The following is a 6,277-nucleotide window of genomic DNA, read 5'->3' on the forward strand; positions in this document are numbered from 1 at the left end:
TAATGGCAGAAAAACTGTTCGGCTTCGGCTTCGGATATCTGATCCGGCTTCTTCGGGGCGACCTCTCGCCCGCATTGCTTGTTGCCGCCGGATCGATGCTGGTGCTGGCCGCCGCTGTAGAGGTGTGGGGGAAGCGGCGCTATCAAGCCTGGATACAGGCGGAACGGGGCAGCCATTCGATATACCGGAGGAAGCTCTCCGGCCTTGCCGCCGATAGCCTGCTGTCCATGGCGGGAGCGCTCGTCGTGTGGGGCGTCATCTATGGAATGCTTGTCCTGGCAAAGGGAGCATTTCCGGCATGGGGCTGGCCGGAGCAGACGGTTGTGAGTCCGGCTCTGGCATGGCTGAGCCTGCTTGTCGCATACAGCATCATTATAGGCTTCGGTTGTCTCCATCTGCTGTTCATCGGCCGCAGATTGAGCTTCAGTCCGTTCTGGATCGGATTCGGGACTGCGTGGATGGTGCTGGTCGCCTGCGCCTTCCTTGGCATGTATCCGCTGGACAATACGCATATAGGCGCATATGCGCTGTGCGGCTTCATAAGCGCCGCCGCCACGCTGCTGTTATGGGGCTTAAGAGAAGCCGAAGCCAAGATGGAGAAGGAAGCGGCGGAGGACCGTGAAGCTGTAAAGAATTGACTTCGGTTGCACTTTCGGCACAGATCGTCTATACTAAGTTATGCCGTGCTAGACGGGGAGGTAGCGGTGCCCTGTAACTCGCAATCCGCTATAGCGAGGTTGAATTCCTGTTAGAGGTCTTGTTGATGTGAGGCTTGGTATTCGTCTTTGGTGTTGACGGCTGGGTCCTTCGCAATGAATACCTATGAATCTGGTCAGGTCCGGAAGGAAGCAGCCATAAGTAGGGTTTTTCATGTGCCGGAGGGAAGCCTGGCCTGAGCTGTAAGGCGAAGGTGCCGCTCGGATCACAATATCAATAACAGGTGCACGGTTCCCATATCGAATGTCCAACACCGAGAGAATCGGTGTTTTTTGTTCCCCATTTATGAGGATATGCTCAAATATTAAAGTAACGAGGCAGGATTTTTTTTGCGTGTACGGAATACTATACATATCTCCCAGCATCAAGAGGGAGCGGTAGAGATGGGCGCAATATTACGATGAGGTGAGCCTATGACGGAATTGAATCGGCCTCTTGGTTCTCAGCAAGCGTGTACCCTCTCCTCTGCCGGATCGACAGAGGGCCAGGATCAGGAGCGAGGAAAGCTGAATTTGCTGCAGCAGTTTGCGGGTGCTTTTTTGCGGGACGTCAACCTGGGCATCCTGCTGCTCGATGTCCAGTTCCGCCTGGTGGATATTAGCGACATGGCATGCCGGATTCTCGGATGGACCAAGTCCGAAGTGCTGCATCGCCGGGTCAATGATCTGTTCGGAGAGATGCCGACGGAGTACCATCTTGTGCAGCGGTCGCTTCTCGAAGGCGTGGTCACCCATAACCATGCCGTCTCCTGGATCAACGGTTCGGATCGCTATGAGCTGCTGATGGACTCGAATGTGCTGCGGGATGAGCAGGATCGGATTGTTGGCGCATACGTGCTGCTCAAGGATGTGTCCAATCTGCGGTCGCTCGAAGAGCAGGTACAGCGGAGCGACAGACTGGCCATGATCGGCCAGATCGCGGCTGGAACGGCTCATGAGATACGGAATCCGTTAACCTCGATCAAGGGCTTCCTGCAGATGTTCAAAAAAAAGCTCGATGAGCATGGCATGATCAAGGAAGTGCATTACACCGATATTATGCTGACCGAGATTAACCGGATCAACGAATTGGTCGGCGAGTTTTTGCTGCTGAGCAAGCCGAAGCATCTGACGATAGAGCGGGTGAATCTCCACCAGGTGCTGGGCGAGATTTTGCCTATCATTCAGAATGAGGCGGTTCTTCATGCGGTTCAGGTGAACTATAAGGCGGACGAGCCGCTGCCCCTGGTCATCGGCGACCGCGAGCTGCTCAAGCAGGTCTTCATTAATATTGCCAAAAACGGAATCGAAGCGATGAGCGAAGGCGGCGTGTTGAACGTGACGGCAAGACGGGATGACGAGAGCAAGCGGGTTCTGATCGACATTCAGGATTCGGGTCCGGGCATCCCTTGCTACATTATCGATAAAATTTTCGATCCGTTCTTCACGACCAAGGCGAACGGCACAGGCCTAGGATTGTCGGTCTGCCAGCGGATTATTCACGATTTGGGCGGTTCCATACGGGTATCGACCAAAGGCTACGGCACGACTTTCACCCTTTATTTTCCGTTCCCGGCCCCATAAATCGCCGTCCTTTCGAACATAATAGGAGTCAAGAACAGCCGTTTTCCTGTTTGCCAAAGAGAGGGAATGGCTGTTTTTTTACAATTTGTGATATAGTATAATAAGAAAAACGCTCTCGAGGTTACAGCATGGGACATATTGCATTGTATCGCGCTTGGCGGCCACAGTCATTCGGTGACATGGTCGGACAACAGCATATTATTCAGACATTGCAAAACTCGCTGCGTGAGCGGCGATTTTCGCATGCCTACCTTTTCAGCGGTCCCCGGGGTACCGGCAAGACCACTGCTGCGAAGATCATGGCCAAAGCGGTCAACTGCGAACAGGGTCCGGGTCCGGAGCCCTGCAATGAATGCGAAGCCTGCCGGCGCATAACCGCCGGCGCGGTCATGGATGTCGTCGAGATCGACGCCGCATCCAACCGGGGCGTGGAAGAAATTCGCGATCTTCGGGAAAAGGTGAAATACGCGCCTTCCGAAGTCCGCCACAAAGTGTATATCATTGACGAGGTTCACATGCTGACGACGGAGGCCTTCAACGCCCTGCTCAAGACGCTGGAGGAGCCTCCCGCTCATGTCATGTTCATCCTGGCCACGACGGAACCTCATCGCTTGCCGGCGACCATCGTCTCCCGGTGCCAGCGGTTTGATTTCCGCAGAGTGACGCTGGAGGAACAGGTATCCCGTCTGGAGCAAGTGTGCAGGGATGAGGGAATTGAGGCAGACCGGGACAGTCTAATCTATATCGCGAAGCTGTCGGATGGCGGCATGCGCGATGCGATTAGCCTCCTGGATCAGGCGGCATCCTTCACCGATGGCCGGCTTGACTACCGGCAAGTGCTGGACATTACCGGGGGCATACCGGAGGAACAGTTCGCGGACATTGCCCGTGCCGTTCAAGCCGGAGATGTGGGATCTGTCCTCGCCACGGTGGAGTCGATGATGCAGGATGGGAAGAGCGCGGACAAATGCATGGAGAGTCTGCTCTACTTTTTCCGCGATCTGTTGATGCTGAAGATGGTGCCGGACGGACAAGGGATGACGGATCGCCTGACGCGTGTGGAAGCGTTCCGGGAGCTGGCCGATGCCTTTGAAGCGGCGAGCTTATTCCGGATTATCGATACCTTGAACCGGTATCAGACGGACATGAAATATGCGGTGCAGCCGCAAACGTTATTCGAGGTAGCCCTGCTGCAGTTAGCGGTGCAGAATCAACCGGGAGCGCTGACAAGCCACCCGGAGGCGGCTGAACGGCAGGCCGATCGTTCCGATGCGGTGGGATCTTCTTCCGTCGTGCAACAATTGCAGCGTCAAGTTGCGTCATTAGAAGCGAAGCTGAATGAATTGGCGAAGGGGAGAATGCCGGACGGGCGTTCAGACGGGGGGCAACCCGAACGTGCCCCGGCCGCTACCAGAGCGCCTGCGCGGGTGTCGCGGATGGCGAAGCAGCCGCCTCATTTCGAACGGTATACCGCCTCGAAGGATTCCTCCGAATCGAACCGCATCCGCTCCAATTGGGGACAGGTGCTGCAGCGAGTGAAGGAAGCCGGCGTCACGATTCACGCTTGGCTTGTCAATGGGGAGCCTGTATCGGCACTGGAAGATCGGGTGCTGGTCGCCTTCAAAAACACGATTCACCGCGATACGACCGAGAAGCCCAACAACAAGCAGGTGATTGAACGCGTCCTGTCCGAAGTGTTCGGCAAGCCATATCAGCTCGATACGATGATGCTGAAGGATTGGGAAGAGGCGGCGGAGCGGTCGGCCGGAGAGAAGGAAGAGCCGGCGTTCCGGCTGGAGCCGGAAGGTTCCGAAGCAGAATCGGCGCAAGAACCTTGGATTGACGAGGCACTCCACATGTTCGGGGAGGACCTCGTTGTCATAAAAGAGTAATTATATTATTCTATGTAAAAAAGGAGAAATTACAGCGATGAACAATATGAATCAAATGATGAAACAGGTCAAGAGAATGCAAGAGCAAATGCTGAAGGCCCAGGAGCAACTGGCTGACAAGAAGACGACGGGGACTTCCGGCGGCGGCGCCGTCACCGTTGAAGTGAACGGCCACAAAAAAGTGCTCAGCATTGTCATCAAGCCTGAAGTCGTTGATCCGGAAGATATCGAAATGCTTCAAGATCTCGTGATTACCGCTGTCAATGACGCGCTGACCAAAGCAGAAGATATGGCGAATGACGATATGGCCAAATTTACAGGCGGCATGAAAATTCCTGGCTTGTTCTAATAAGGCGACATGTTCGGCATATACCATTCGGTATATGCCCTTCTGTTATTGTAGAGGCCGTTCCAAAAGTCCGCATCGAGTTTTTAAAGCCTTCTCGGCGTTGAAAACCGGCCTTTTTTGAACGATTTTCTATAGGAGCGGAGATTTCGGTATTGCGGAGTCTGTCGCGCGGATAGCCGGTTCGCGAGAGCGGCGTCTGCATCCTATGCCATTGAAAAGGAGAGGCAGCCTTGTATTATCCAGAACCGATCGCGAAGTTGATCGAGGCATTTTCCCGCTTGCCGGGCATTGGGCCCAAGACGGCTGCCCGCCTTGCGTTCCACGTCATCCGCATGCCTGAAGATGATGTCATCGACTTCGCCAAAGCGTTGGTCAACGTGAAGCGCAATCTGCAATATTGCTCGGTATGCTGCAATATAACCGATTCGGATCCGTGCAGGATCTGCCAGGACAAGACCCGGGATCCGTCCGTCATCTGCGTCGTGCAGGAGACGAAGGATCTGGTGGCCATGGAACGGACGAAGGAGTTCCAGGGATATTATCATGTGCTGCAGGGCGCAATCTCTCCGATGGAGGGGATTGGGCCGGAGGATATCCGTCTGGCCGAATTGTTGAAGCGGCTAAGCGATGAGCGGGTGAAGGAATTGATCTTGGCGACGAATCCGAATATCGAAGGGGAAGCGACGGCGATGTACATATCCCGTCTGGTGAAGCCCTTCGGTATCCGAGTGACGCGCATTGCCCACGGCTTGCCGGTTGGCGGCGACCTGGAATATGCCGATGAAGTGACGCTGTCCAAGGCATTGGAAGGACGGCGGGAAATTCAGTAAGGTCATGCATTGGACATTGCGGCGCAGTATAACATAGCATGAGCGATCCCGGCCCCTGGCATTCAGCCAGGGGCTTTTTGTCAGCATTTTCGGTTCTAGTCTTGTCCCGATTCCCATAACCATAGTTATACCAAGGAGCGGGGAGGGACGGAACGTGCGATGGCTGACGATCAAGCGTTGGTTCTCCGGGGGCCACAAGCAGGAAGTGGCGGAGGCAATTGCGCATGAGCAGTTAATGGATGACATTAGACAGGCGCTTCGGGAGTGGGAACGCGCCCATTCTCGATTCCAGTATGCGGTGGGCGATGACGAGGTCGACTATGCGATCTTTACGCTGGAAGCGGCCGAGAAGCGTGTGGCCATGCTCATCAAAAAAGCAAAACGGAATGAACTGCATGCACTCAAGCTGGGGAAGGGGTGGACGTAAAGTGAAATGGATGATGATCGGCGTACTCATCGTATCGGCGGCAGCGCTGCTGTTCGTCTTGCTGCGTCAACGGTTGGCCTGGCGGGGAATCATGAACTTCCTCCTTCATGGCACGGCGGCCTTCGTGCTTTTGTATATCGTGAATACGACTGGCATGGCGGTTGACGTATATGTGCCTGTCAACCCGGTTACGTTATCTGCGGTCGGGTTGCTTGGAGTGCCTGGCTTGGCCGCGATTATTTTCTTGAAAATGGTTATGATTTAGTTGTTGACTTGCTATATACGTCTGTGATAAATTATAAAGCGTCGCTTCGAGAGACCGAGGCAAGCATTTGAAAGATGTCGAAAGACATCGAAAAAAATATTTAAAAAAATGCTTGACGAAGAACGTTCGAATGTGATATATTATAAAGGTCGCTGCTGAACGCAACGACAACGTGAGAAAGAAAGATATAAAAGCTTTTAGAAGCTTTATAGACGGCTTTTGAACGAATAATTGT

The 6,277-nt window shown here is 54.1% G+C and carries 7 protein-coding genes and 1 other RNA gene; all 8 read left to right on the forward strand.

All coding sequences use genetic code 11. The annotated features are described in order from the left end of the window. Positions 1-2 precede the first annotated feature (2 nt). On the forward strand, positions 3-638 hold the full coding sequence (locus L6439_RS28795; RefSeq protein ID WP_213471444.1) for a hypothetical protein: 636 nt from the start codon (positions 3-5) through the stop codon (positions 636-638). Positions 639-681: 43 nt separating this feature from the next. Continuing rightward, positions 682-948: signal recognition particle sRNA large type (gene ffs, locus L6439_RS28800), an RNA gene on the forward strand. A gap of 182 nt (positions 949-1,130) precedes the next feature. Further along, positions 1,131-2,279, forward strand: coding sequence for an ATP-binding protein (locus L6439_RS28805; RefSeq protein WP_168183004.1), 1,149 nt, complete (start codon positions 1,131-1,133; stop codon positions 2,277-2,279). 128 nt (positions 2,280-2,407) lie between these two features. Further along, positions 2,408-4,171: a DNA polymerase III subunit gamma/tau gene (dnaX, locus tag L6439_RS28810; RefSeq protein WP_213471445.1), complete on the forward strand. Its 1,764-nt coding sequence runs from the start codon at positions 2,408-2,410 to the stop codon at positions 4,169-4,171. 37 nt (positions 4,172-4,208) lie between these two features. Further along, entirely contained in the window at positions 4,209-4,520 is a 312-nt protein-coding gene (locus tag L6439_RS28815; protein WP_168183002.1) for a YbaB/EbfC family nucleoid-associated protein, read from the forward strand. A gap of 230 nt (positions 4,521-4,750) precedes the next feature. Then, entirely contained in the window at positions 4,751-5,350 is a 600-nt protein-coding gene (recR, locus tag L6439_RS28820) for a recombination mediator RecR (RefSeq protein WP_006679016.1), read from the forward strand. A gap of 154 nt (positions 5,351-5,504) precedes the next feature. Beyond that, positions 5,505-5,777: a DUF2508 family protein gene (locus tag L6439_RS28825; protein ID WP_168183001.1), complete on the forward strand. Its 273-nt coding sequence runs from the start codon at positions 5,505-5,507 to the stop codon at positions 5,775-5,777. A 10-nt stretch (positions 5,778-5,787) separates the two neighbouring features. Beyond that, complete coding sequence (locus tag L6439_RS28830) at positions 5,788-6,042, forward strand: pro-sigmaK processing inhibitor BofA family protein (RefSeq protein ID WP_237096974.1); 255 nt, start codon at positions 5,788-5,790, stop codon at positions 6,040-6,042. Positions 6,043-6,277: the final 235 nt, after the last annotated feature.

It is taken from the genome of Paenibacillus dendritiformis (assembly GCF_021654795.1).
Taxonomy (GTDB): domain Bacteria; phylum Bacillota; class Bacilli; order Paenibacillales; family Paenibacillaceae; genus Paenibacillus_B.

Coding starts and splice junctions, on each gene's coding strand:
- L6439_RS28795 (WP_213471444.1), top strand. CDS start 3: ATGGCAGAAAAACTGTTCGGCTTCGGCTTCGGATATCTGATCCGGCTT.
- L6439_RS28805 (WP_168183004.1), top strand. CDS start 1,131: ATGACGGAATTGAATCGGCCTCTTGGTTCTCAGCAAGCGTGTACCCTC.
- dnaX (WP_213471445.1), top strand. CDS start 2,408: ATGGGACATATTGCATTGTATCGCGCTTGGCGGCCACAGTCATTCGGT.
- L6439_RS28815 (WP_168183002.1), top strand. CDS start 4,209: ATGAACAATATGAATCAAATGATGAAACAGGTCAAGAGAATGCAAGAG.
- L6439_RS28830 (WP_237096974.1), top strand. CDS start 5,788: ATGATGATCGGCGTACTCATCGTATCGGCGGCAGCGCTGCTGTTCGTC.